Origin of the sequence: Chitinophaga chungangae, assembly GCF_017742215.1 — a bacterium.
GTDB classification, from domain to species: domain Bacteria; phylum Bacteroidota; class Bacteroidia; order Chitinophagales; family Chitinophagaceae; genus Chitinophaga; species Chitinophaga chungangae.
On sequence record NZ_JAGHKP010000002.1, the window covers coordinates 449,444 to 473,399 of the forward strand.

General features: G+C 51.6%; 22 protein-coding genes and 1 tRNA gene. 14 read left to right on the plus strand and 9 right to left on the minus strand.

The features are described 5' to 3' along the window. Nucleotides 1–28: 28 nt before the first annotated feature. The 3 genes from J7I43_RS09885 to J7I43_RS09895 all read right to left on the minus strand — a co-directional run bounded on the left by J7I43_RS09885 (nucleotide 29) and on the right by J7I43_RS09895 (nucleotide 2,331). Entirely contained in the window at nucleotides 29–814 is a 786-nt protein-coding gene (locus J7I43_RS09885) for an enoyl-CoA hydratase/isomerase family protein (RefSeq protein ID WP_209145508.1), read from the minus strand. 126 nt (nucleotides 815–940) lie between these two features. Beyond that, on the minus strand, nucleotides 941–1,771 hold the full coding sequence (locus tag J7I43_RS09890; RefSeq protein ID WP_209145509.1) for a porin family protein: 831 nt from the start codon (nucleotides 1,769–1,771) through the stop codon (nucleotides 941–943). A 140-nt stretch (nucleotides 1,772–1,911) separates the two neighbouring features. Further along, nucleotides 1,912–2,331 carry a cobalamin B12-binding domain-containing protein gene (locus tag J7I43_RS09895; protein ID WP_209145510.1) on the minus strand — a complete coding sequence of 140 codons (420 nt, stop codon included), beginning with the start codon at nucleotides 2,329–2,331 and terminating at the stop codon, nucleotides 1,912–1,914. 108 nt (nucleotides 2,332–2,439) lie between these two features. Here J7I43_RS09895 and J7I43_RS09900 point away from each other — a divergent pair, with 108 nt between their 5' ends. Next, nucleotides 2,440–4,107: a glutamine--tRNA ligase/YqeY domain fusion protein gene (locus tag J7I43_RS09900; RefSeq protein ID WP_209145511.1), complete on the plus strand. Its 1,668-nt coding sequence runs from the start codon at nucleotides 2,440–2,442 to the stop codon at nucleotides 4,105–4,107. Between the two features lie 303 nt (nucleotides 4,108–4,410). Here J7I43_RS09900 and gltX read toward each other — a convergent pair whose 3' ends face one another. Then, entirely contained in the window at nucleotides 4,411–5,940 is a 1,530-nt protein-coding gene (gene gltX, locus J7I43_RS09905; protein ID WP_209145512.1) for a glutamate--tRNA ligase, read from the minus strand. A 55-nt stretch (nucleotides 5,941–5,995) separates the two neighbouring features. Here gltX and J7I43_RS09910 point away from each other — a divergent pair, with 55 nt between their 5' ends. Then, nucleotides 5,996–6,610 (plus strand): polysaccharide deacetylase family protein, encoded by a 615-nt coding sequence (locus J7I43_RS09910; protein ID WP_209145513.1) that lies wholly within the window; start codon nucleotides 5,996–5,998, stop codon nucleotides 6,608–6,610. Nucleotides 6,611–6,678: 68 nt separating this feature from the next. Here the strand turns inward: J7I43_RS09910 and J7I43_RS09915 are convergent, their stop codons facing one another. Then, entirely contained in the window at nucleotides 6,679–7,551 is an 873-nt protein-coding gene (locus J7I43_RS09915) for a hypothetical protein (RefSeq protein WP_209145514.1), read from the minus strand. Nucleotides 7,552–7,671: 120 nt separating this feature from the next. Here J7I43_RS09915 and J7I43_RS09920 point away from each other — a divergent pair, with 120 nt between their 5' ends. Then, on the plus strand, nucleotides 7,672–8,442 hold the full coding sequence (locus tag J7I43_RS09920; protein ID WP_209145515.1) for a TatD family hydrolase: 771 nt from the start codon (nucleotides 7,672–7,674) through the stop codon (nucleotides 8,440–8,442). 42 nt (nucleotides 8,443–8,484) lie between these two features. Continuing rightward, complete coding sequence (locus J7I43_RS09925) at nucleotides 8,485–9,519, plus strand: asparaginase (protein WP_209145516.1); 1,035 nt, start codon at nucleotides 8,485–8,487, stop codon at nucleotides 9,517–9,519. Here the strand turns inward: J7I43_RS09925 and J7I43_RS09930 are convergent, their stop codons facing one another. Then, nucleotides 9,520–10,452, minus strand: a complete 933-nt coding sequence (locus J7I43_RS09930) for a sugar phosphate isomerase/epimerase family protein (RefSeq protein WP_209145517.1) — start codon at nucleotides 10,450–10,452, stop codon at nucleotides 9,520–9,522. Between the two features lie 37 nt (nucleotides 10,453–10,489). Here J7I43_RS09930 and J7I43_RS09935 point away from each other — a divergent pair, with 37 nt between their 5' ends. From J7I43_RS09935 to ppsA, 6 genes are all read left to right on the plus strand, one after another. After that, entirely contained in the window at nucleotides 10,490–10,735 is a 246-nt protein-coding gene (locus J7I43_RS09935; RefSeq protein WP_209145518.1) for a YdeI/OmpD-associated family protein, read from the plus strand. A gap of 72 nt (nucleotides 10,736–10,807) precedes the next feature. Next, nucleotides 10,808–10,894: transfer RNA gene (locus tag J7I43_RS09940), tRNA-Ser, on the plus strand. A 384-nt stretch (nucleotides 10,895–11,278) separates the two neighbouring features. Further along, complete coding sequence (locus J7I43_RS09945) at nucleotides 11,279–11,611, plus strand: hypothetical protein (protein ID WP_209145519.1); 333 nt, start codon at nucleotides 11,279–11,281, stop codon at nucleotides 11,609–11,611. 48 nt (nucleotides 11,612–11,659) lie between these two features. Then, nucleotides 11,660–12,538: a helix-turn-helix domain-containing protein gene (locus J7I43_RS09950; protein ID WP_209145520.1), complete on the plus strand. Its 879-nt coding sequence runs from the start codon at nucleotides 11,660–11,662 to the stop codon at nucleotides 12,536–12,538. A gap of 85 nt (nucleotides 12,539–12,623) precedes the next feature. Next, complete coding sequence (locus J7I43_RS09955) at nucleotides 12,624–13,484, plus strand: NAD-dependent epimerase/dehydratase family protein (protein ID WP_209145521.1); 861 nt, start codon at nucleotides 12,624–12,626, stop codon at nucleotides 13,482–13,484. Nucleotides 13,485–13,713: 229 nt separating this feature from the next. Next, nucleotides 13,714–16,311 (plus strand): phosphoenolpyruvate synthase, encoded by a 2,598-nt coding sequence (gene ppsA, locus J7I43_RS09960; RefSeq protein ID WP_209145522.1) that lies wholly within the window; start codon nucleotides 13,714–13,716, stop codon nucleotides 16,309–16,311. Between the two features lie 45 nt (nucleotides 16,312–16,356). Here the strand turns inward: ppsA and J7I43_RS09965 are convergent, their stop codons facing one another. Then, complete coding sequence (locus tag J7I43_RS09965; protein ID WP_209145523.1) at nucleotides 16,357–16,728, minus strand: hypothetical protein; 372 nt, start codon at nucleotides 16,726–16,728, stop codon at nucleotides 16,357–16,359. A 108-nt stretch (nucleotides 16,729–16,836) separates the two neighbouring features. Here J7I43_RS09965 and J7I43_RS09970 point away from each other — a divergent pair, with 108 nt between their 5' ends. Next, a complete protein-coding gene (locus J7I43_RS09970) occupies nucleotides 16,837–17,475 on the plus strand; it encodes an RNA polymerase sigma factor (protein WP_209145524.1) in 639 nt (212 codons plus the stop codon). Here J7I43_RS09970 and J7I43_RS09975 read toward each other — a convergent pair whose 3' ends face one another. Continuing rightward, nucleotides 17,476–18,984: a glycosyltransferase family 39 protein gene (locus tag J7I43_RS09975; protein WP_209145525.1), complete on the minus strand. Its 1,509-nt coding sequence runs from the start codon at nucleotides 18,982–18,984 to the stop codon at nucleotides 17,476–17,478. A gap of 157 nt (nucleotides 18,985–19,141) precedes the next feature. On the opposite strand from J7I43_RS09975, the gene J7I43_RS09980 reads away from it, so the two are divergent. Continuing rightward, entirely contained in the window at nucleotides 19,142–20,611 is a 1,470-nt protein-coding gene (locus tag J7I43_RS09980; protein ID WP_209145526.1) for an ArnT family glycosyltransferase, read from the plus strand. Nucleotides 20,612–20,624: 13 nt separating this feature from the next. Here J7I43_RS09980 and J7I43_RS09985 read toward each other — a convergent pair whose 3' ends face one another. Further along, complete coding sequence (locus tag J7I43_RS09985) at nucleotides 20,625–21,398, minus strand: DUF4350 domain-containing protein (RefSeq protein ID WP_209145527.1); 774 nt, start codon at nucleotides 21,396–21,398, stop codon at nucleotides 20,625–20,627. Between the two features lie 263 nt (nucleotides 21,399–21,661). Between J7I43_RS09985 and J7I43_RS09990 the strand changes: the two genes are divergently transcribed. Together J7I43_RS09990 and J7I43_RS09995 are read left to right on the plus strand one after the other, a co-directional pair. Further along, on the plus strand, nucleotides 21,662–23,251 hold the full coding sequence (locus tag J7I43_RS09990; RefSeq protein WP_209145528.1) for a sensor histidine kinase: 1,590 nt from the start codon (nucleotides 21,662–21,664) through the stop codon (nucleotides 23,249–23,251). Further along, complete coding sequence (locus tag J7I43_RS09995) at nucleotides 23,238–23,897, plus strand: response regulator (protein WP_209145529.1); 660 nt, start codon at nucleotides 23,238–23,240, stop codon at nucleotides 23,895–23,897. The genes J7I43_RS09990 and J7I43_RS09995 overlap by 14 nt, the downstream gene beginning before the upstream one ends. The last annotated feature ends 59 nt before the right edge of the window (nucleotides 23,898–23,956 follow it).

Consider the following 23,956-nt stretch of genomic DNA (forward strand, 5'->3'; position numbering starts at 1 on the left):
ATACGATTAGGAACGGCAAATCCTTCCCCTATTCCCCTTTAAATTGGGGCTGTCTTTTCTGGATAAAGGCTTCCGCCCCTTCCTGCAGGTCTTTCGTGGCAAAGCAGGCCGCAAATTCCGAAATTTCCGTCTCGAACCCGTCCGGCCCGTCTTCTTCATGCTTAAAATGCGCGTTCACGCACTTGATCACCCGGGCAACGGCCAGGGGCGCCTTTTTCTGGATCTTTTTAAGCAGCCCGCGGGTTACGTCCAGCAGGGCCTCGGGTGTGGTGACGTGGTTGACCAGCCCCAGCTGGCGGGCGTCTTCGGCGTTTACCATATCAGTAGTCATCATCAGTTCCAGCGCCTTTCCTTTCCCGATCAGTTGCACCAGCCGCTGCGTGCCGCCGTAACCGGGAATGATGCCCAGGTTCACTTCCGGCTGGCCGAACTTGGCATTGTCGCTCGCCACCCTGAAATGGCAGGCCATGGCCAGCTCGCAGCCGCCGCCGAGGGCAAAACCGTTCACCGCGGCCACTATCGGCTTGGGGCATTCTTCTATCCGCTGGAAAATGGTATGCCCTTTCTTCGCCAGCTCCCCGCCCTGTTCCGGCGACAGCGACAGGAACTCGGAAATATCCGCCCCGGCGATAAACGCCTTCGGCCCGCTGCCGGTGATCAGCGCACTGTCTACCGCCGCGTTCGTATACACTTCGTCTATCGCCAGCGCCAGCTCTTTCATCACTTCCTGGTTGAGGGCGTTCAGCTTGTCCGGCCGGTTGATGGTGATCTCGAAGATACCATCGTTCAATTGCGTGCTCAATGTATTATACATATAGAAAAAAATTTTGCTTGTTTTCCTGCATTTAAATTTAAGCCTAAAATCCGGCATGGCGGACATGAAAAAGGGGCCGCACGTAAGCGCTGCCCCATTAGCTCTGTTTTAGTTATTATCGAGGAATTATTTGTCTTCTATTTCGGTCCTTTTTTCGATGATCACCTTCGTTCCCTTACGGTATTTCGTTTTTGTTTCCTTGTAATCATGCGTTTTGCATTTGAAGCTGCCGCCGAAGTTGTAGCTGAGCGTAACGAATATCATATTTGCCTTGATGTCCTTGTAGGGCGTGGTTTTCACGCCATTTACGGTCTCCGCGTAATCTTTGTTGAAGAAATCGTTCAGGTAATATTGCGCTTTCACGCCAAACCCGGGCGGGAAGCGGAACCCGGCAAAAACGGAGGGCATCAGCAGGTCCGTGCGGTCGGAGAACCATTCATTGAATTTGCTCTTTTTGTCGCCGTGCAGGAAATATTTTTCCTTGTAATTGAACGCCAGGTCGTATTCGCCGCCGGCGAAGAAAAAGAACCCGTCGCGCAGGTTGCCTACTTTGAAGCCGAGGGGTACGCCGAGGGTGTACACTCTTTGTTTGAGCTTAACGGAATCGTTGGGCTTGGTTATGAGACCTATGTTCTTGATATTCAACCCGGTAAACAAACCGAAGTTTTTGGAAAAGTCGTAGTTGTAATTGGTGCCCACATTAAAGAACATGGTAAAACGCGGGACATTGCGCACATGTTCGCCGTTGTTGGTCACTTTGGCGAAAGACAGCAGGGGCCCGTTACCGCCGGCTGTGACGTAACCCTGGCGGGGCTTGGGGGGTGCGTAAATATGAAAGTGGTAAGACACCTTTTTTTTCACTTCCGTGGATGTTTCAAGGGTGTCGTTCTGCTGCGCCTTAAGCCCTGTGGTAGCGGCCAGGCCGGCAATAAGCATAGTGTAGCGGATAAAGTTCATAAATTTCAACTTTTGCGGTTTTATGGAATCGTAACGCCAGTATTCCCTTCAAAAACTCCCCGCTCTGCCCGGGAAATTCTTTTCATGCTGCCGTTTCTAGAGTTGAAGACGACCGGGTTTCAAAAAGGTTACAAAAAATGCTAAAATTCCCGGTGTTCCTTTGTCCAGTCCGCGATATAGGTAGCGATTTCCTGCGTATGGGTGCCCGGGGGGAAAAGTTTGCCCACCCCGAGGGCGTACAGGTCCTGCATATCCGCATCGGGGATAATGCCGCCGCCGGTAAGCAGCACGTCGTTCATCCCGTTTTCCTTCATCAGGGCGATGATTTTCGGGAAAACGGTCATGTGAGCCCCGGAGAGGATGCTCACGCCGATGGCGTCCACGTCTTCCTGCATAGCGGCGTTCACCACCATTTCCGGCGTTTGCCGGAGGCCGGTGTAAATTACTTCCATCCCCGCGTCGCGCAATGCCGAAGCGATCACTTTGGCCCCGCGGTCGTGACCGTCGAGACCTACTTTAGCTACCAGCACGCGGATGGGGCGTTGATTCGGGTTGACCATATTAACCTTTGATTGGATTGTAAATGTAGTATTTTCCGGGAATTGGGGATTTACGGGGTGTAATCACTTTATATTACATTTGCAGTTCGGCAAAAGCTATCAATTTTTATGAGCGAAGAAAGATCACTGAATTTTTTAGAACAGATCGTGGAAGAGGACATCGCCAAAGGCGTGAACGGCGGCCGGGTGCACACCCGCTTCCCGCCCGAGCCTAACGGCTATCTTCACATCGGGCATGCCAAAAGCATCTGCCTCAATTTCGGGCTGGCTAAAAAATACAACGGGCAAACCAATCTCCGGTTCGACGATACCAATCCCGTTACCGAAGACACGGAGTATGTGGAATCCATCAAAGAAGACATCAAATGGCTCGGTTATGAATGGGCCAATGAACTATATGCCTCCGATTATTTCGAACAGCTGTATCAATTTGCCGTAACACTGATCCAAAAAGGCCTGGCGTATGTAGACGATTCCAGCGCCGCCGAAATAGCAGCCATGAAAGGCACGCCCACCGAGCCCGGGAAAAACAGCCCGTTCCGCGACCGCAGCGTGGAGGAAAACCTCCGCCTGTTCACCGAAATGCGCGAAGGCAAACACCCTGACGGTTCCAAAGTGCTGCGCGCCAAAGTAGACATGGCCTCTCCCAACATGCACCTGCGCGACCCGCTGATGTACCGCATCAAACATGCGCATCACCACCGCACCGGCAATGCCTGGAGCATTTACCCGATGTACGATTTTGCGCACGGGCAAAGCGACAGCATCGAGCATATCACGCATTCCATCTGTACGCTGGAATTTGTGCAGCACCGCCCGTTGTACGACTGGTTCATCGAACAGCTGAACATTTTCCCTTCGCACCAATACGAATTCGCGCGGCTGAACATGACCTACACCGTGATGAGCAAACGCAAACTGCTGCAGCTGGTGAACGAAGGCCATGTAACCGGCTGGGACGATCCGCGCATGCCCACCATCAGCGGTTACCGCCGCCGTGGTTATACGCCGTCGAGCATCCGTCATTTCGCGGAAAGGATCGGCGTGCAGAAACGTGATAACCTGATAGACGTGGGATTGCTGGAGTTCTGCATCCGCGAAGAGCTGAACAAGACCGCCAACCGCGTAATGGCCGTGCTCGACCCGGTGAAACTGGTGATCACGAATTACCCCGAAGGGCAAACGGCGGAATTGCCCGCGGAAAACAACCCCGAAGATGAATCCGCCGGCTCCCGCACCGTGACGTTCAGCAATACGCTTTATATCGAGCGGGAAGATTTTATGGAAGAGCCTCCCAAGAAATTCTTCCGGTTAGGCCCGGGCCTGGCCGTACGGCTGAAATATGCGTACATCATTAAATGCGACAGCTTCGAGAAAGATGCGGATGGCAATGTAACGACGATCTATTGCTCATACATCCCGGAAAGCCTGAGTGGCGGCGATACCAGCGGCCTGAAGGTAAAAGGCACGATCCACTGGGTAAGCGCGGCGCATGCCGCCAAAGCCGAGGTGCGCCTGTACGACCGGCTGTTTTCCGTGGAAAATCCCGCGGCAGAGGAAGGCGATTTCAAATCTTTTATCAATCCCAATTCCCTGGAAGTGGTGAAAGAAGCGTACGTTGAACCGGTACTGCTGGATGCGAAGCCCGGCGATCGTTTCCAGTTCCTGCGCCTGGGGTATTTTTGTGCGGATACGGATACAGTGCCCGGCAAGCCGGTGTTTAACCGTACGGTAACGTTAAAGGATACCTGGGCGAAAGAGGCCAAGAAAGGATAAGATCAATTTTTTATATTGATAGAACGCTCCGGGAAATACCCGGAGCTTTTTTTTTGCGAAGCAGGCAGCAGTCCTGATAGGATATTCACCCTTTTGAATACCGGGTCAGGTCCGCCTCACCTCCGTCTTCCCTATACCTTTCCTATATGTACCCTGGCCGGTTCCAGGTTATTTCACAGTATTTCCCGGGGCACTTATTCGCAAAAAGCAAAATACTATCATGTTGCGTGAATGGCCTGAGGAAAAAAAAAGGCCGGTCTTACCGACCGGCCTTCTTCTCAAATCTATAAATGCGGTTAATATTTATGCAAACGCTGCCAGCGCCAGTTTCATCCGCTCCACTGTTTCTTCCCTTCCCAATGTTTCAGCAATGGTAAACACAGGAGGGCCGAATTTCCCGCCGCAAAGCATGATCCTGAACGGCAGTTGCAGTTCGCCAGGCTTGATGCCCTTCGCCGCGGTCAGTTGTTTAAAGCTGTCTTCGATCGGTGCGAAAGTGAAGTCTTCGAGGCCGCTCAACACGTTGATCCATTCTTCGAAGAAGGTTTGTTTGTCTGTGTTCCATTTGGGTTTTACGGCGTCGAGGTCGTATTTGTCCGGGCGGATGAAAAAGAAAAACCCATGGTCCCAGATCTCGTTCACCAAATGACAGCGCTCTTTCACTAAACCCGCTATGGTAGAGACATACGTGGCATCGAATGCAATGCCTTTTTCCTTCAGCACAGGTTGAAACAATTCAGCAAGGCGAACGTTGTCTGTCTTTTGAATATATTGGTGATTGAACCATTTGGCTTTAATATAATCAAACTTAGCGCCGCCTTTATGGACTTTCTCAATGGAAAACGCTTCTATTAATTCTTCCATCGAAAATATCTCCTGATCTGTGCCTTTGCTCCAACCCAGCATCACCAACATATTCACAAAAGCTTCCGGCAGGAAACCGTTCTCGCGGAACCCTTTGGTAAGCTCGTTGGTCTTGGGGTCTGTCCAGTTCATCGCATAAACGGGAAAGCCTAAACGATCGCCGTCCCGTTTGCTGAGCTTGCCGTTGCCGTCCGGTTTCAGGATCAGCGGAAGGTGCGCCCATTGCGGCATTTCCTTTTCCCATCCCAGGTATTTCCACAACAGGATATGCACCGGCGCGGAAGGCAGCCATTCTTCGCCGCGGAAAGCGTGGGAGATCTTCATCAGGTAATCGTCTACTACCACAGCGAGGTGATAGGTAGGCATCCCGTCCGCTTTCAGCAGTACTTTATCGTCTACCGTGTTCGTCTGGAAGCTCACCGTGCCGCGGATCATATCCGTAAACTGCACTTCCCCGTTCTCCGGCATATTGATGCGGATCACATAGGGGGCGCCTTTTTCCAGCAGGGCTTTTACCTCTTCCGCTTCCAGCGTGAGGGAATTGCGCATGCTGCGGCGGATGGAATGGTTGTATTGCGGGGAATGGTTGCCGCGTGCTTTTTCCACTTCGCGCATGGCTTCCAGTTCTTCGGGGGTATCGAAAGCGTAATAAGCATGCCCGGATTGCACCAGCTGCTCGGCATATTGCCGGTACAGGGCTTTGCGCTCGCTCTGGCGGTACGGGGCGAAAGGGCCGCCTTTATGAGGGCCTTCGTCCGCCTCCAGTCCGCACCAGCGGAGGCATTCAATAATATATTCTTCCGCGCCCGGAACATACCGGGTCTGGTCCGTATCTTCAATCCTCAACACAAACTCGCCGCGATGATGACGGGCAAAAAGGTAGTTGAACAACACCGTGCGCACGCCGCCGAGGTGCAAACCGCCGGTGGGGCTGGGTGCAAAGCGCACCCTTACTTTTTTATGATCCATACGCCGCAAAAATAATAATTTCGGGCTTGGGAATCATGATTCAAACCCTGGTAACATGTTCTATTTTACAAAAACGCCCGCTTTCCTTAAAACACTGTACAAAAGCTGCATCTGGAACTTCTCGCCCGCTGTTCCCGTGGTATACCTCACGTTCGACGACGGGCCGCATCCCAAAGCCACGCCTTTTGTACTGGAAACGCTGAAAAAATACGATGCCAAAGGCACCTTTTTCTGCATCGGGAAAAACGTGGTGGAGCACCCGGATATTTACCAGCAGATCCTGCTCGAAGGCCATGCCGTGGGCAATCATACGCATAATCACCTCAATGGCTGGAAAACCGCCACCGCTAAATATCTCGCCAACATCCGCGAAGCGGCGGGATATGTCCGTTCCAATCTTTTCAGGCCGCCGTACGGCCGTATTTCCCCTTTCCAGGTGAAGGAGCTGAAACAGGATTACAAGATCATAATGTGGGACATTCTCAGCGCCGATTTCGACAGGGAGCTTACCGGCGAACAATGCCTGCAGAACGTGATCTTCAAGCTGCAGCCAGGTTCTATCGTCGTGTTCCACGACAGTGAAAAGGCCTGGGACAGGATGAACTATGCGCTGCCCAGGGTGCTTGAGCATTGCAAACGCCAGGGCTGGCGTTGCGAGGCGATATCATAAGACGCCAATAAAAAACGTCCCGGCGAAAACCGGGACGCTCTTCAAAAAGATATGGCTGTTCAGCTATATTAGGGCTGCAGGGTAATTTCTTTTGTTTTGTCGCCGAGGGTGAGCAGGGCCTTGTTGTCGCAGGTGCCTTCTCCGTATTGGATAGAAGCGGTGTGTGCGTTTACGGTAACGGCCAGTTCGCCTTTGTCGATCCACTGGCAGGCAATTTTTTTATGCAGCGGTGATTTGATCAGTACATTGGCGCTGCTGGTGCTGTCTTCCAGCTTGGCATGGCCGGTCAGTTCGTAAGTATCGTCGAGGATAGACATCGTATTACCGCCTTCTTTTTGCTGAAGCGTGCGGGTGCCGCTGTAATTTATCATGCTTCCATCAGGATAAGTGAGTTTACCGCCTTCAATGGCGTAGGTATAACCGAAACCGCCGTTGGAAGAAAGGTTAGTCACCGTTTGTTTTCCTTCCACTCTGATATTGTTGATGAAATAATTCTCGAAAGTAATTTCCGCGGTAGCTCCGGTTTGCCAGAACATTTTATCTACCACCACAATGATCTTTCCTTTGCGGGAACGCCCACGGTTATCCGTGCAGCCCGCGCCGTAATCGATCGTAATTGTTTTCGGGAAAGTGATCAAATCGGCGGGCTGGAACCCGATAATCACCCCTGCGCAGCGGCTCAAACCTTCTGTGGCAGCGGATTGGCGCGTCTGTCCATTCAAACCGTTTTCGGTAGAGTTCACATCGATCGTTTCGGTAAACGCATCTTCGTATATGGCATTGATCTGAGTTTCTTTTTCTGCGGCGGATATGGTCAGTTTGTCCCGGTTCTCGTCGGCGCCCATTTTATCGTCTTTCTTACAGGCGAAAAAAACAGTGATCGCACTAATGGCCAAAGCTGTAACAGAGAGGACTTTGTTCGTGTTAAAATAGTGTTTCATGCATAGTAGTTTTTAATAGGTATTGGCTTTTTGGACTGTACCTTTGCGGATAGATTTAAATCAACGTTTGCAATTAAAAGGAATTAAAGATAAACAATTAATCGAAAAAAACAATATGTAATGAACTGGATTGACACGCATGCCCATTTATATTCCCATGAATTCGAATCAGACAGGCCGGCCATGATAGACCGGGCCATCAGGCAGGGCGTGAACAGGCTGTTATTACCAAATATCGACGAAGATTCCATTGCCGGCATGCTGGCGCTGGAAACGCAATACCCGGAAGAATGCCTGCCCATGATGGGCATCCACCCGGTTTATGTGAAAGAAAACGTAGAAGCGCAGCTGGCTATTGTACAACAATGGCTGGAAAAGCGGAAATTCTGGGGCGTGGGCGAGATTGGGCTCGATTTTTACTGGCCTACCGAGTACCGGGAGCAGCAGTTCACCGCTTTCAGGCGGCAGCTGGCATTGTCCGCGGAGCATGGCCTGCCCGTGTCTATCCATAGCCGGGAAGCCACCAGGGCTTGTATAGACGTGGTGAAGGAGTTTGCGCCGGGCAGCCTGAGCGGGGTGTTTCATTGTTTTTCCGGCACCCGGGAAGAGGCGCAGGAGATCATCGGTCTGGGATTTTATCTTGGGATAGGCGGCGTGGTTACTTTTAAAAAGGCCGGGCTGGATGTGATGCTGGAAGATATTGACCTGGAAAACGTGGTGCTGGAGACCGATGCGCCTTACCTGGCGCCGGTTCCGTACCGGGGGAAAAGGAACGAAAGCGCATACATCCCGCTGATCGCCCAGCGGATCGCCGATGTAAAAAATCTAAAAATTGAACAAGTCGCTGAGATTACGACACGTAATGCCCGGAAATTATTCAAAATGCTCTAACCGATAAGTGAATACATTTGCATGCAATTCTACCTGAGATAAATGACGAAGATTCTTATCATCTACACCGGTGGCACCGTAGGGATGATTTACGACGAAAAGACGACTGCATTACGGCCCATTGGCTTCAATGAAATCCGGAACAATCTGCCCGAGCTTTACCGGATGGGAATCGATTTTTACGTTTATGCCTTTAATCCTCCCATGGATTCCTCCGACATGCATCCCGAGATCTGGTCTGAGCTCGCGGGCATTATTGAAGACCGTTACGACCGTTATGACGGGTTTGTGATCCTTCACGGGTCGGACACCATGGCTTTCACCGCTTCGGCGCTCAGTTTCATGCTGGAAAATTTATCCAAGCCCGTGATCCTTACCGGCAGCCAGCTTCCCATCGGCAAGATCAGGACGGACGCGAAGGAAAACATCATCACGGCCATGGAGATCGCTTCCACCAAAAGCAACGGTCATTGTATGGTGCCGGAGGTCTGCATTTATTTCGACTTCATGCTTTTCCGCGGCAATCGCGCCAAGAAGTACAATGCGGAGAAGTTCGAAGCGTTTTATTCCATGAACTACCCCGCCCTTGCCGAAGCCGGCATCGACATCAAATACAAAAGCAATTACATGCTGCCCGCGCCTGAAAAAGGCCTGGTAGTGCATAAAAACATGGACGCCAACATCGGCGTGCTGAAGATATTCCCCGGCATCACCCGCAAAGCCGTGGAAGCGATCGTGAACACGCCCGGCATGCGCGGCCTGCTGCTCGAAACTTTCGGCAGCGGCAACGCCACCACGCAGGCCTGGTTCACCGAATGCCTGCAGAAAGCGGCGGACAAAGGGATCATCATGGTAGACATCACACAGTGCGACGGCGGTTCCGTGGAGCTTGGCAAGTATGAAACCAGCCAGCAATTGCAAAAGATCGGCGTGGTAAGCGGTCATGATATGACCTTTGAAGCCGCCACTACCAAGCTGATGTTCCTGCTCGGGCAAGACCTTCCGCCGGCGGAGATTAAGCGGCTGATAGAGGAGCCGATGCGGGGCGAGCTTACGCCCACTGCGCCGGAGCTTTGATCACATGGCGGCGAGCCAGCCTTTCAGCGTATCTACATCTTTTTTCAGTTTCGCCTGTACGATCTGCTGTTTTTGAGGATCGGGCAGCAGTGTTTCCTGCTGGTTCAGCAGCGGGTATTCCAGATGGAGCGAGATAGGCGCTTTGAGGCCCAGTTCTTTTATCTTTTTGAAATAAGCTTTAAAATCCACCATTCCTTCGCCGAGCGGCACGTTTTCCAGTACGTATTTCCCCTTTTCCAGCTTCCAGCGCACGTCTTTGATCACGATGGTATTAATGTGCGGGCTGATGAGCTGCAGGCCCAGCGGCCAGCTGGCGGCGCCTTCCACGGTTGCGTGGCGGATGTCGTACTGCACGCCCGTCCAGGCGGGGTCTGCGTCTTTGATCATTTCATAAAGGTCCCACACGGCCGCGCCCATTCTCAGGCCGGAATGGTTCTGGTAAGCCGCTTTTATGTTGAGTTTTTTATTGAGTTCTCCCAGCGCCTTCAGCTGGCCGGCGCGTTTGCGGATGCTTTCCTGCAAAGGTTTTCCTTTTTCATAATCATACCATCCCATGCGGTAATATTGGATGCCTTCTTTGGCCGCTGCCCGTAGAACCGCTTCCGTGGCGGGGTCGGAGGCATCCTGGATGGCGGTGGTCATCAGTTTAGCGGAAATGCCCGCATTTTTCGCGGCGGCTACTGCTTTGGGAAGGTCTTCCGCCACCCGCTCCGGCGTAACGTGCCCTTCGGGCCTGACGGTATAGTCTACCCCCTGAAGCCCCGCCGCGGCGAAGGTTTGGCACAGCATGCCGAAATCCATCCATTTGAACTGGAAAGGTTTGGAGAAACCGTGGATCTCCCAATCGTTGGCCGCGAAGGCAAAAGACCGGAGGGGGATGGCGGCGCCAGCCATGGCAAGGGTTTGCAGGAATGTACGGCGGTTGTATGGCATGATCTTGGGTTTCCAGTAAAATATTAATTTTAATCGTATGAAAAAAGAATTCAGTAATCTGAAACGGCCGAAATATCCGATGCCGGACTTCATCGCGGAAGCCCTTACCCGGCATGGGCTGTTCGAAAAATATGAAAGACGGCCGGCATATCAGCAAAACGATTATATCTTTTGGATCAGCAATGCCAAGCGTGAGGAAACGCGGCGGAAACGGCTGGACCAGATGCTGGACGAACTGAAAAAAGGCGGGAAATACATGAATATGGCCTGGAACGGCAAATAAAAAACTGAAATTCTTGGATTTTTTACCCAAAACCTTATCTTTGCAGCCCTGAATTGGACAATTCAACCGTACGGAGGAGTGCAGGAGTGGTTGAACTGGCACGCCTGGAAAGTGTGTATAGGAGAAATCCTATCAAGGGTTCGAATCCCTTCTCCTCCGCAGAAAAATTTAGAAAAGCCTTCAAGTCGAAAGACCTGAAGGCTTTTTTAATTCGAAACTCCACCGGCTTCTCGCACTGCTTTTCAACAGGGAGTTAAATTCGTTAACTTCAGTACCAGGTCTTTCCATTCATTCCCCTTTCACCACAAATTCCTCCCGGTATGCAACGAAGAAAATTTGTTAAGGATTCCGGTGTTCTGGCAATAGGGTTCGGCATATTTGGAAAATATTCGATGGAATGGTAACGGGTTTATTGGTGATACGCCAACCACCATTGATTACTTGGCCCGTTTTACCGGCCCGGAGCTCCGCTGAAAGTTAATATCAATCCTCCCGGTTTTCCGGGAGAGATCCTTCACCTGTCAGGCACCGTTTTCAAAGAGGATGGTAAAAACTCCGTTTAAAAATTGCCTGATCGAAGTCTGGCAATGTGATCATACCCTGGAATATGACACTGCCTCCGACAACTCTGTCATTGAATTTTATCCGGATGGCGACCTGTTATTTATGAAATGGAACGGGCAGATCAGGGAAGCGTTATGGTATAAAGGAAATAATGAATTTGCGGGCGGCGTCGACAACCGGACCGCAAAATTTAATCTTCAACCCGGCGGAAAAGTAAAGGTGACCTTTCAATTTTTTACAGCGATGAAAAAAGAATACAAAGAATATAAAGAGTATCATCTTGAAGGGATAAAAACGTTTAAATACAAATAATAAGAAATCCCGCGCGAAAGAAAGGTTTGATTTCATTAATTTTACACCATGTCTGTCAACACCGTACCCGGCATTCCGGGATTAAATATTGAAGACCTGAAGCTGAGCGGTTTTAAAGTGCACAAACTGCCCTCATCCATAGGCGCCCCGGGTTCGCGCGGCAGGCGGGATTTTTATAAAATGGGACTGGTAACGGGCGATATGACCGTTTATTATGGCGATCAGATTGCGAAAATAAACGATACCTTTCTCTTCTTCATCAATCCCAATGTACCGCATTCTGTTGCTCACCGGGGAAAGATAAAGGGATATGCCTGCATTTTTACCGAAACTTTTATTTCAGGCAGGGAACGTACCGGGATATTAAAACACTCCCCGTTATTTCATACCGGCGACACGCCCGTAATTCCTCTCAACAACGAACAGGCCGCATTTATCACCGGCATTTTTCAAAAGATGCTGGCCGTACACAGCGAAGATTATCATTATAAAGGCGAACTGATCAGAAGCTGCATAGAACTGATCATTCACGAGGCATTGAGGATACAGCCCGCGCAAAACATACTGCAATTCAAAAACGCAGCGGCCAGGATCGCCCATTTGTTCGCCGACCTGCTGGAAAGGCAATTCCCCGTTGAGCGCGCCAGCGAGCCTCTCAGGCTAAGAACCGCGCAGGACTTTGCCACGGCGCTCTCCGTGCATGTAAACTATCTTAACCGCTCCGTAAAAGAAATTACCGGCAAAACCACGTCCGTGCATATCGCGGAGCGCATAACCGCCGAAGCAAAAGCCCTTTTGCAGCACACCGACTGGAGCGTGGCGGATATTGCTTATGCCCTCGGATTTGAATATCCTACCTATTTTAACAACTACTTCAAACGGATAACCGGCATCACCCCTAAAATCCTCAGGAAAGAAAAGGTTTGAAAATCATACTTATTGGTTTGATTATCGTTAGCGGCATACATCGTTCCAACCGGAACTTTGTATCATAATTTAAAACGATAACAGTATGAAAATTTTAGTCACAGGCGCCACGGGAAAGGTAGGCAGCAGGTTCGTTCCCCGCTTGTTAGCAAAGGGACATCACGTTCGCATTCTTGTGCGCGATGCGGCGAAAGCATCTGCATTGGCCCAGCTCGGCGCCGAGGTTGTTACAGGCGATTTGAGTAATGCGGAAACACTGCCGCCCGCGGTAAAAGATATGGACGCGGTTATACACATCGCCGCGTTCTTCCGTAGTTTCACCGATAATGAAGGGATTATAAAAACAAACCATGCAGGGACCGTTGCCCTGGCCAATGCAGCCATCGCAGCAGGGGTAAGGCGGTTCATCTTTACCAGCACCAGCAATGTGTATGGTTCGGGATACCGGCATCCCGCCAGGGAAGATGACCCGGTTGACATCCATGATCCCCGTGCATATTCTTCCAGCAAAATTGCGGCCGAGCAGGAACTGATCTCTCTGCATAAAAACAAAGGCCTGGATGTACGTGTGCTGCGGTTAGGTTTTGTGTATGGAGATAAAGATCCGCATATCCAAGAGATCATACCGCTGCTGAAAAAAATGAAACGTCATTCAGGATCGAGAATGCACATGATACATCACCTGGATGTGGCGCAGGCGTTAATTTTGCTGCTTCAGACCGACGGGCTGAACGGGGAGATATTCAACCTGGCGGATGATGCGCCGGTTACCATGTATGAACTCGCCGATTCCTTTGGACAGGCCGCCGATGCTTTTGATCCGGCTGAAGGGCCGTTAACCGACCCGTTCGAAGGTGTTCTGGATATTTCAAAACTCAGGAATGCCGCCGGCTTCAGGCCGCTTGTACCGAGTTATTATGTGGCGCGCGACCTGGATATTCTGTAACCGCGCCATCGGTCATTCTTTGCACAGCATTCAAAAGCCGCTACTGTAGCGGCTTTTGTTATTCTGATGCGTTTCTTTTTGTTTGGGATTGTTTGTAAGGTAAACGTCACGGTCACAGCGATTATTGCATGAAAAAAATATAGGCCGGAAACAACGTTTTGCTTCGCCAGACCTTCTATTTTTGATCTTCCATATCCCGATTTTCACACCGATAAAAGGAGGAAACAACATGAACAAGTATGTACTTTTTTTCCGGGAAACCGACAGGTCAAAGTTGATGATAACAGGCGGCAAAGGCGCGAATCTCGGCGAACTGTCCGGGATAGCAGGGATACAGGTGCCGGAAGGTTTTTGTGTGACTACCGAAGCCTATAAAAAAATAACCGCAAACAACCCGGAGCTTGCCCGCCTGCTGGATGAATTAACGCACGTGGAGGTAGAAGAACGGGAAAAGATCAGCCAGCTCACAGCGAAGATTCGCACGGTCATCGAAAACATATCCATTCCCAAAGACATATCGGAAGAGATCGCAGGCGCGCTTGCAAAGTCTGGCGAAAAAGAAGCTTTCGCCGTACGTTCCAGCGCCACGGCGGAAGACCTGCCGACGGCATCTTTTGCCGGCCAGCAGGATACCTATCTGAACATCATCGGGCTTCCATCCATTCTCGAACATATCAGCAAATGCTGGGCTTCGCTGTTTACCGAACGCGCAGTGACCTACCGCATTCAAAACGGTTTCGATCACCGGAAAATTCAGTTGTCCGTGATAATTCAGAAAATGATCTTCCCGCAGGTGGCGGGAATTTTATTCACCGCCGACCCCGTTTCCTCCAACAGGAAAGTATTGTCCATCGATGCGAGTTTTGGGCTGGGCGAAGCGCTGGTGGCCGGTTTGGTGAATGCCGACAATTACAAGGTACGCGACGGGAAAATCACCGGTATAAAAATACCCGCTAAAAAACTGGCAATCCATGCCATGAAAGACGGCGGCACGAAAGAAGTGCAGATCGCACCGGAACAACAGGAAACGCAGGCGCTGACACACGATCAGATCCTGGAGCTCGCGCGCACCGGCAGAAAGATCGAAGCGCATTTCGGCTGTCCGCAAGACATTGAATGGTGTTTGGCGGATGATACATTTTATATCGTTCAAAGCCGGCCCATCACTACTTTATTCCCCATTCCCGAAATAAACGACGGGGAAAATCACATTTATTTATCCGTCGGGCACCAACAAATGATGACAGACGCCATGAAACCCCTGGGACTGTCGCTGTGGCGGCTAACCGCCGCGCGCCCGATGTACCCCGCCGGCGGAAGATTATTTGTCGACATCGCGAAAGAACTGGCTTCCCCCGCAAGAGAAGTCATTATCGACGTGGCGGGCAAAAACGACCCGCTGATAAAAGACGCGTTGCTGACCGTCGTAGAACGGGGCGATTTTTCAAGCCCCGCACCGGGTGAAAACCAAACGCCCGGCGGCAAAAAACTCCCTGATTTCAAGGTGCAGATCGAATACGACCCCACGATCGTTGCCGAACTGATCGGCAACGCCCGGGCGGCGCTGGAGGAGCTAAAACAATCCATTCAAACAAAATCGGGCGTGGAGCTGATCGATTTTATCCTCGAAGACATCCGGCAATTAACCAACCGGAATATTTCCGAACCAAGAAGTTTCGGCGTGTTCATGACGGCCATGAACGCTTCCTACTGGATCAACGAAAAGATGGAAGAATGGCTGGGCGAGAAAAACGCGGCGGACAAGCTGTCCCAATCCGTTCCCAACAACGTGACTTCTGAAATGGGCCTCGAACTGCTGGATGTGGCGGATGCCATCCGCCCTTACCCGGCCGTGACCGATTATTTACAGCATACCAAAGACGACGGCTTCCTGGACAAACTCCCTCAATTCGAAGGCGGGCAAAAGATCCGCGATGTTATCCTCGCTTATCTCGACAAATACGGCATGCGTTGCCCGGGCGAGATCGACATTACAAGAACCCGCTGGAGCGAAAAACCGCTTACGCTCCTACCCTTGATACTCAGCAATATCAAAAACCATGAGCCTGGCGCCAGCAAACGAAAATTCGAACAGGGGCTGCAGGAAGCATGGCAAAAAGAACAGGATCTGCTGACCCGCCTGCAACAATTACCGGGCGGAGAAGAAAAAGCAGCTGAAACAAAACGGATGATCGGGCTTGTCCGGAATTACATCGGGTTCCGCGAATACCCGAAATACGCCATCATCGGCCGCTATTTCGTTCATAAACAAGCCTTGCTGAAAGAAGCCGAAAAACTTGTACAGGCCCGCGTGATCCGCGAAAAAGAAGATATTTATTATCTCTATTTCGAAGAGCTCCGCGAAGTGATACGCACCCGTCAGCTGGATGAACGGATCATCCGAAAACGGAAAGAAGAACAAAAATCATTTGAAAAACTGCACCCGCCGCGCGTGATCACGTCCGACGGTGAAATTATTGCAGGCGCCTACAAACGGAAAGATCTCCCTGCCGGCGCCATCGTTGGGCTGGCCGTTTCTTCCGGCTTGGTTGAAGGACGTGCACGCGTTATCCTGAACATGGAAAACGCCCGCCTGGAAGACGGCGATATATTGGTCACCGCCTTCACCGACCCCAGCTGGACGCCGCTGTTCGTATCCGTTAAAGGACTGGTTACCGAAGTGGGCGGACTGATGAGCCACGGTACCGTTGTGGCACGGGAATATGGCCTGCCGGCGGTTGCTGGCGTGGAAAACGCAACCAGGCTGATCAAAGACGGCCAGCGCATCCGGGTGAATGGTACGGACGGATATGTGGAAATATTGTAACGGCGATCGAAAAAGAGCACCCGCTGCGGGCGCTCTTTTTTTTATTTATAACTTTTCTCCCTTCAATTTCGTAAGCTGCGCCAGGGTATACGCGCCAACGGCCATCACCAGGTCGCGCACCGCCACATCGAAATAATTCCCGCCGATCAGCAGTTGTAAAGCGATACAAATAAGCCAGATCATCACGATATATGCCCCGATGAGCGGGCGGGCCAATACGATAATGCCCGCAATGATCTCGATCACGCCGACTATTTTCATAAAAATCAGCGCGTCAAACGGGATCAGATCGGCATTTTTGCCAAGATAGTCGGCCCAATTGGTCAGCAGATTGGTAAATTTGTCTAAACCCGCCACAATCGGCACGACACCGAACGTGAATTTGAGAGTTTGCTGAAGTTGACTGATCGTTGCCATGATTTTATAGTTTTTGATACACTAAATAGAGAAACGACCTTTGAAAAGGTTACAAAATTTCCCCGGGAAGATCTGTAACCTTTTCCCGGTAACTGCATCTAAACTGATATGAGCATCCCAACCGATACGATCCCGAACATCTCCGACCAGGACCTCATCGCCAGGATACTGGCGGGAGAACGACGGTTATTCGAACTGCTGATCCGGAAATACAATCAGCGGCTGTACCGGATCGGCATGTCCGTTCTAAAAAACGAAGCGGAGGCGGAAGACGCCATGCAAACGGCTTATATCAACGCTTACGAGCATCTTCCCCGTTTCGAGCGCCGCTCCTCCTTTGGTACCTGGATCACAAGAATTATGCTGAATCAATGTTTTGAGCAGAAACGGAAAAACAGCTATATCCTTTTTAATTCCGAACAACCAGACAATCTCATGCATATGAAAACGCCGGCAAATGAATTGGCCAATAAAGAACTGAGCAGCCTGCTGGAAAATGCTATTGCAAAGCTCCCGGAAAAGTACCGTCTCGTGTTTGTAATGCGGGAAATAGAAGACATGTCTGTACGGGAAACATCCGCCGCGCTAAGCATCGGCGAGCCAAATGTGAAGGTGCGGCTGAACCGGGCCAAGACCATGTTGCGCGAAAACCTCGGCAGTTATATGAAAGATCATGTGTACAGTTTCCATCTCACCCGTTGCGACCGGATCGCGGGACATGTGATGCGGCGATTGGGGCTTGCGTGATCATTTCCCCGTCAACCCCGGCCGGCCCGGCAGATAATATTCACAGCGGTACACCAGGAATTTCCTGACCAGCCGCGGCCCTCTTTTTACTTCGATCGGCTTCAGCGGGTATACCTCGCGGAAATACCTCCGCAACGAATCCGCGAACTGTTTTTCGAGCTGCTCGTCGCCGATGTGGCGGACGGAATTGATGAACAAAGCGTTCTTTCCTTTCAGCGACGTCAGCCGAGTGCCCACGTAATCGAATTGCAGCGCGGGTTTACGGATGATGTTTTGGCCGTACACCATTTCTTCCATATAAAAATTTAACACCGCGCTGGTCTTGTAATCGTCTGCGGAAAAAACAAAATCTGAAGGATAACTCCGTTTCAAATTCTTCACGGCGCTTGCCATACGGCCCCAGCCCACCCACACATCGTCTGACCGGATGGGTACCGGGTACCAGCGCAATTCCACCGCCAGCACGATGTGGATCGCAACCGCAAAGATCTGCTGCCATTTGATCGTCTTCTGTGAAAGATATTTGCTGACCCATATCACGCCGGTGACGTAAGCGGGCATCATCCAGTTGAGCTTTACCCAATAGACCACGGAAATGGAAAGAAAAGAGAGAAATACGGGCAGGAAAAAACAAAGCAGGAACAAAGTATGATCGGGCACCGTCCACAATTTGCCTTTGTATTTCCGGGTCATTTTATACAACACCACCAGCAGGCTGAAAAACATCACCGGCGCCAGGATGGCCGACTGGTGGGCGATCACGCCCAGAAGATCGGTGATGCGGAAATCGATGCCGCCCGTTCGTCCCGTGGACTGGAAACGGAACGACGCAAAATCGTGCTGCACGTTCCACCACAACACCGGGCTGAAAGCCAGCACCATCAGTACGAACGATAACCAGGGCCATACCGTGCCGAGCCATTTACGGTGCGTGGCAGAAAGCGCCAAGTACAGCAGCAACCCCGCGGGCAGGAACACCGCCGTGTATTTGCTGTCAAACGCAAGCCCCATCATAATTCCCGCCAGCAACCAGTATACCTTCTTTTCGAGGAACAGCGCTTTATAAAGGCACAGCAGGCTGAGCGTCCAGCAGAGCAGCAGCGGTACGTCCGGCGTGGAAACCAGCGAAAGGATCGTGACCATCAGCGTAGAGCTGAAAAGCATCAGCGCATTGGCGGCGCGACGCCTGCTGAGGAAACGAAGCGAAAAACGATAGAAAAAGATCAGCGTGAACAAGGTCACGGCCGTATCCGCCAGTTTTACGGCGTATACTTTCTTCCCCAAAACTGCCGTAAAACTCTTCAATATCCACGCAATGCCCGGTGGATGATCGAAGTACGAAGCAGCAGGGTGCTCGGTGTAAAACGTGTAATACGCATCCTGCGGCATCAGTCCCATGAAACCAATAAAAGTCAGTCTTAACAGCAGGATGAACAACGCAGACAATACGAGCCACCGGTTTTCAGTGTAAGCAGCGTGCAGGTCATCCCGGAAACTTTTTATCTTCATATCCGGATGTAACAGTTATCTCGACAATTTTATATCACCAGAATCGTTCCGGAAATTTCCCGGCGGGCATAGATCTGCAACGTACAACCTGCTATTTTTCATATATTTATCTGTACATCCAAAGTCAATTTAACATCGCTGTAACACTTCCCGGATCATGAAAAGATACCTGCCCCTCATTTTTGCGTTGTGCCTTGTGAAACTGGCCGTGCATCTGGCCGGCAACCCCCATTACGATTTTATGAGAGATGAATTGCTGCATCTCAGCGCCGGTTATCACCCGGCCTGGGGTTATTTTGAATTTCCGCCTTTCATTGGCTGGGTCGCGAAAGTATCGTTATCGTTGTTCGGCCATTCGCTGGCGGGCATGCGGTTTTTTGCCACGCTGGCCGGCTTGGTGATACTCGTGGTATGTTGCCTGATGGCGGTGGAACTGGGCGGGAAGAAATGGGCGGTATTTCTGGCGGGCGTTTGCGCGCTGGCATTCCTGCCTTATTACCGCAATCATTTTTTGTTCCAGCCCGTTGCGTTCGACCAGTTTTTTTGGGCGCTGGGTTTTTATTTCGTGTTGAAGTATGTGAATACGGAGCGAAACGAGTATCTCGTGTACACCGCCATCGCGGCGGGTTTGGGGCTGATGAACAAATACACCTTCGTGATCTGGATCGCCGGAATATTGATCGCTTTGCTGTTTCATGAAAAAGCGCGCGTGTACCGGAACAAATGGCTGTACATCGCGGGCGGCATCGTGTTGCTGATATTTTTGCCGAACATTATCTGGCAGTATCAGCACGGCATTCCGTTCCTGCTGCATTTGCAGCAGCTGAGTAAAACACAGCTGGAGAAAAACAGCGTGTTCGAATTTGCGTTGAACCAGGTGCTTTCGCCGCTCACGCTGATCGTCAGTCTCGGCGGATTGTATTTCCTGCTGCGGCGGCCGCGCTGGCGGTTCCTCGGCATTGCATTCATCACGATGTTTATTTTGATGTGGGCGTTGCAATCCAAGGCCTATTATTTTTATGCCGCTTACCCGCCGCTGTTTGCCGCGGGAGGCGTTTGGCTGGAAAAACTTTTCAGCAAAAGACCCTGGTGGAGCCTCGTACCAGCCACGCTGATGCTGGGTTTCGCCGCCTACTGGATGCCTTATCTCATCCCCGTGCTGCCCGTCGAAAAGTTCATCGTGTATTCAAATGAAAAACCGGATGCGGAAGGGCGTTATCATTTCACCAGCGATTATGCGGACATGTTCGGCTGGCGCGACCAGGTGCGGGTGGCAGACAGCATTTACCGTTCGTTGCCTCCGGAAGACCAGCAGCGGTGCATCTTTTGGGCGGAGAATTATGGCGAGGCCGGCGCCATCCGCATCATCGGCAACCGCGAGCCCGTATGCCGCCACGGCAGCTTCTGGACCTGGGGGCCAGGCCCGTTGCCCGGCGAAGTGGCCATCAGTATCGGCAACGAAGCGGATGTGGTGGACAGGTTGTATGAAGAACATCAGCTCATACGGGTGCTCAAACATCCCTACGCGATCGATGAAGAGAACAATATCCCCGTGTACCTCTGCCGCAAACCGAAGGTTAAATTGGAAGAGATATGGCCTTCGCTGGAAAAACGCGTGTTCGAATAGATTTCTTTTTCCCTTATTTCGAAGCCTGTTTTAGCAGCCAGTTCACGAGGTCTGCCGCCGCGCCCGCATTTTCGTATTCCGCGGGAATACGCGTGCCGTCTGTGTATTCGTTGTACAGCCAGGGATCGCCCACCGCGAACACGGCGCCTTTGCCAACATGGGCCACGGCCATGATCACGTCGCTGCCTTCGGTAACCAGCGCTTTGGCGGGACTTTTCACTTCAAGAATGCTCACTTCCTTGAGATATGCCTTTTTGATGGAAGGGAACACTTCGTTGCCCGCGGGAATGTGAACGGCGCCGGTGGCAAATTCTTTTCCTTTCACCATGTTGCGGCTGCGTGTGGTGAAGGTGATGCCGAAACGTTGCGAGAGCTTGCTGAAATGAGACAGTTCCGCGTTGGCGCTGTCGTTGCCCATCAGCACCAGCACGCCACCTTTTTTCACCCATTGTTCGATGGCGGAAATATGTTCGGGAAGGATGAAACGGGGAGAAAGATTTTCTTTTTCATTGTCTGCGTCCACGATAATGTATACGGCGGCGCCGGCAAGGCTGGCGGCAGTGGGAGCGGCGTAAAGCGTGGCGGTGTCTGCTCCGTTGCGGAGAAACTGCTGCCCGAGTATCGAGAAGCCAGACATGGCCGTTTCTTCCCATTTATAATGCCAGGAATGCATTTGACCTGAAGCGTCTTTTTTCTGTTCGTTGTTGAAATAGCTGTCCAGCAGCACTTTTTGTGCGGATGCCGCGAAAGAAACGGGCAAAAGGAGGGCGAGGAGAATAGCTTTCATTCCAACAAATTACAACAGCCCGCCCGGATTTGCAAACGTTTGCATAACATGGAGGCGTGGATTAGGATCTTCACGCCTCCGGGGATAAAAAATGTGTAACACCTACATATAATCCGTACAATAGAACCAACCGCCGCTACCCGCTTCCCCGCCAGTTACCACAAGATTTTAGCCGGTCAGCCCTTTTCAGTTTGAAGAAAGGAACAGACGATCTACTTTTGCGTAAGTAGTTACATAAATTACCCCTTATCCCCGGACGATACATGAAAAACTTCGTTTTTCTTATAACGCTATACCTCTTCCTTCCGCTCATGCAAGCGCGGGGCACGCTGGTATCGGCCAAGGCTCCCTCCTGCACCCTCAGTCATCCGCTTTTGCTGCAGGATGCCGGCGGCCGCCCTGCCACCACCAGTACTGCTGCCCTGCGCGTGCAATTCACGCCTTCGCTGCTGTCCATAATAGCGCCCGGCCACACATCCGCCGCCAGCTATTTACCGCGCCTTCCGATAAAAGCGGTCACCACGGGCAGCGTATACGAAAGCAATCGCCGCGATTTTGTGAACGGTCTTTTTTACGGCCTGCTCGCCGCGCTGATGATCTACAACCTGTTCATCTTCGTCTCTCTCCGCGATGCCACGTACCTTTTTTATGTGGCTTACATCCTGTTTTCCGGCCTCCACCAGCTCGTGCGGGACGGTTACCTGGCGGATTTCCCTCCCATCGCCAGCTGGCTCGATCATGGCAGCATCACACTTCCGCCGGCGATGATATTCGGCGTGTTTTTCACCAACGCTTTTCTCCAGACCGCGCGCAACGCGCAGCGCATCCACAGGCTCCGCGGCGGGCTTATTCTTTACCTTGCCGCATTACCTTTCCTTTACCGGTCCGGCAACAGCGCCGCAGGCCGCTTTCTGCTGGAAGCGGGCATGTACGGCACCTGGATGTACTGGATCGCTGCGGGCATCGTCAGCTACCGCAACGGTTTTAAACCTGCGCTCTATTACATCGCGGGTTTCGGGATGCTTATCGTTTTCAGCATGCTGTTTAACCTGGAAGAGCACGGCCTGGTAAACGATACGCCTTTCATCGCGCTGACTTCCCAAACCGGCGCGGCGCTGCAGGCGGTGATACTTTCTTTTGCATTGGCGGGCAAGATCAATTTTTATAAACGGGAAAAAGAATTGCTCCAGCACGAGGCCCTCCGCCAAGCCAGCGCGTTTTCGCGCGAGCTGATCAAAATGCAGGAGCATGAAAGAAAAAGGATCGCGTCTGAACTGCACGACAGCGTGGGCCAGCAGCTTATTCTCGTAAAAAACAAAGCGCTGCTGCTGCGCAATAAAACCGGCGATCCCGGCCTGCAGCATATGGCCGGCGGCATTTCCGGGAATGTGGCAGACACGATCCAGGAGATCCGCAACATCTCCTATTCTTTACGCCCCTACCAGATGGACATGCTGGGTCTCTCCCAATCCATCCAGAGCCTGGCGGACGAAACCGGCGACAGTGCCAACGTGGTGATGGAAACCGGCATCGACAACATCGACGGCCTTTTTTCAAAAGAACATGAAATGAATATTTACCGCATCGTGCAGGAACTGCTGAACAATATGGTGAAACATTCCGGCGCCACGCTTTGCACGGTGCGCGTGCATCGCGCGGTATGGGTCATGAAAGTGATCGTGACGGACAACGGGAAAGGCATTCAGCACAACGCGGGCAATCCCGGTTTCGGATTGTTCGGCATCCGCGAAAGAGCCCAGCTGATGGGAGGCCACGTCACCATTCACCAGCCTGCGGGGCACGGCACGGCCATTTCAGTGGACATCCCAATTTCTTATTATGAATCCAATTAACATCCTCATTGCAGACGATCACCCGATATTTCTCAAAGGCCTCCGCGAAGTGATCGAAAGCACGGGCGGATACAAGGTTATATACCAGGCTGTGAACGGTACGGACGCATTGGATGGCATTTTTTCCAAACAGCCCGATGTTGTGGTCCTCGATATAGACATGCCCGTTAAAAACGGCCTGCAGGCCGCGCAGGAAGCCCTCGCCGCCAAACCGGAGCTGCCGGTGATCCTGCTGACCATGCATAAAGCGAAGGACGCGTTTATGAAGGCACTCGAAACCGGCGTGATGGGGTATGTGCTGAAAGAAAATGCCGTAGTGGACATTATCCATGCCATCCAAAGTGTGTCCGCCGGCAATGCGTACATCAGCCCCGAGATGTCCGCCTTCCTCCTGCGTCAAAAACATAAACCGCCGGACGCCGCCACCGCAGACCTTTCCAGTCTGCTCACGCCTTCCGAGATGAAGATCCTCCGCGCCGTAGCCGCTTACAAAAGCAGCCGCGATATTGCGGAAGAACTTTGCATCAGCGAAAAAACCGTTTCCAACCACCGGATGAACATTACACGCAAACTTTCGCTTACGGGCAAAAACAGCCTGCTGCGTTTTGCGATCGAAGCCGTTTCGGCGCCGGCCGGCCGTTTCTAGGCAGTATTACCCAGGAAAAATGAAGCGTTTTGCCTATTTACGCACATAGCGTGCAGGCT

Excerpts from the sequence above, each read along its gene's own strand:
- J7I43_RS09910 (WP_209145513.1), top strand. The coding sequence starts at position 5,996 with ATGTTCTATTTTACAAAAACGCCCGCTTTCCTTAAAACACTGTACAAA.
- J7I43_RS09945 (WP_209145519.1), top strand. The coding sequence starts at position 11,279 with ATGGTAAAAACTCCGTTTAAAAATTGCCTGATCGAAGTCTGGCAATGT.
- J7I43_RS09925 (WP_209145516.1), top strand. The coding sequence starts at position 8,485 with ATGACGAAGATTCTTATCATCTACACCGGTGGCACCGTAGGGATGATT.
- J7I43_RS09930 (WP_209145517.1), bottom strand. The coding sequence starts at position 10,452 with ATGCCATACAACCGCCGTACATTCCTGCAAACCCTTGCCATGGCTGGC.
- J7I43_RS09995 (WP_209145529.1), top strand. The coding sequence starts at position 23,238 with ATGAATCCAATTAACATCCTCATTGCAGACGATCACCCGATATTTCTC.
- J7I43_RS09885 (WP_209145508.1), bottom strand. The coding sequence starts at position 814 with ATGTATAATACATTGAGCACGCAATTGAACGATGGTATCTTCGAGATC.
- J7I43_RS09980 (WP_209145526.1), top strand. The coding sequence starts at position 19,142 with ATGAAAAGATACCTGCCCCTCATTTTTGCGTTGTGCCTTGTGAAACTG.
- ppsA (WP_209145522.1), top strand. The coding sequence starts at position 13,714 with ATGAACAAGTATGTACTTTTTTTCCGGGAAACCGACAGGTCAAAGTTG.
- J7I43_RS09975 (WP_209145525.1), bottom strand. The coding sequence starts at position 18,984 with ATGAAGATAAAAAGTTTCCGGGATGACCTGCACGCTGCTTACACTGAA.
- J7I43_RS09935 (WP_209145518.1), top strand. The coding sequence starts at position 10,490 with ATGAAAAAAGAATTCAGTAATCTGAAACGGCCGAAATATCCGATGCCG.
- J7I43_RS09900 (WP_209145511.1), top strand. The coding sequence starts at position 2,440 with ATGAGCGAAGAAAGATCACTGAATTTTTTAGAACAGATCGTGGAAGAG.
- J7I43_RS09965 (WP_209145523.1), bottom strand. The coding sequence starts at position 16,728 with ATGGCAACGATCAGTCAACTTCAGCAAACTCTCAAATTCACGTTCGGT.
- J7I43_RS09985 (WP_209145527.1), bottom strand. The coding sequence starts at position 21,398 with ATGAAAGCTATTCTCCTCGCCCTCCTTTTGCCCGTTTCTTTCGCGGCA.
- J7I43_RS09970 (WP_209145524.1), top strand. The coding sequence starts at position 16,837 with ATGAGCATCCCAACCGATACGATCCCGAACATCTCCGACCAGGACCTC.
- J7I43_RS09990 (WP_209145528.1), top strand. The coding sequence starts at position 21,662 with ATGAAAAACTTCGTTTTTCTTATAACGCTATACCTCTTCCTTCCGCTC.
- gltX (WP_209145512.1), bottom strand. The coding sequence starts at position 5,940 with ATGGATCATAAAAAAGTAAGGGTGCGCTTTGCACCCAGCCCCACCGGC.
- J7I43_RS09955 (WP_209145521.1), top strand. The coding sequence starts at position 12,624 with ATGAAAATTTTAGTCACAGGCGCCACGGGAAAGGTAGGCAGCAGGTTC.
- J7I43_RS09950 (WP_209145520.1), top strand. The coding sequence starts at position 11,660 with ATGTCTGTCAACACCGTACCCGGCATTCCGGGATTAAATATTGAAGAC.
- J7I43_RS09890 (WP_209145509.1), bottom strand. The coding sequence starts at position 1,771 with ATGAACTTTATCCGCTACACTATGCTTATTGCCGGCCTGGCCGCTACC.
- J7I43_RS09915 (WP_209145514.1), bottom strand. The coding sequence starts at position 7,551 with ATGAAACACTATTTTAACACGAACAAAGTCCTCTCTGTTACAGCTTTG.
- J7I43_RS09895 (WP_209145510.1), bottom strand. The coding sequence starts at position 2,331 with ATGGTCAACCCGAATCAACGCCCCATCCGCGTGCTGGTAGCTAAAGTA.
- J7I43_RS09920 (WP_209145515.1), top strand. The coding sequence starts at position 7,672 with ATGAACTGGATTGACACGCATGCCCATTTATATTCCCATGAATTCGAA.